Genomic DNA, 287 nt, shown 5'->3' with positions numbered 1-287 from the left:
TCCGCATACCTCGGCCACCGCCTCCGGCAGTTGCTTTAAGTATAACGGGATAGCCCATTTCGTTCGAAAGCTTTATACCTTCTTCCACAGAGCTCAATAGGCCGTCAGAGCCGGGTATGGTAGGTACTCCGGCTGCTTTCATGGTTGCTTTGGCCGTGGCTTTATCGCCCATTTTGTCGATCATGTCGGGGCTGGCTCCAATAAACTTGATGCCGTATTCTGCGCATACTCTTGAAAACTCTGCATTTTCAGAAAGAAACCCATAGCCGGGGTGTATGGCATCGGCA

The 287-nt window shown here is 51.2% G+C and carries 1 protein-coding gene; it reads right to left on the bottom strand.

The window, feature by feature from the left end; translation table 11 throughout:
- A partial coding sequence (locus B3763_RS00090) for a biotin carboxylase N-terminal domain-containing protein (protein ID WP_286742323.1) occupies nucleotides 1-287 on the bottom strand: 287 nt, incomplete at both ends.

The sequence above is a fragment of the Roseivirga sp. UBA1976 genome (assembly GCF_002336325.1).
GTDB lineage: Bacteria > Bacteroidota > Bacteroidia > Cytophagales > Cyclobacteriaceae > Roseivirga > Roseivirga thermotolerans.
Note: the sequence above shows the minus strand (reverse complement) of the source record. Positions and strands in the feature narration are given on the sequence as shown.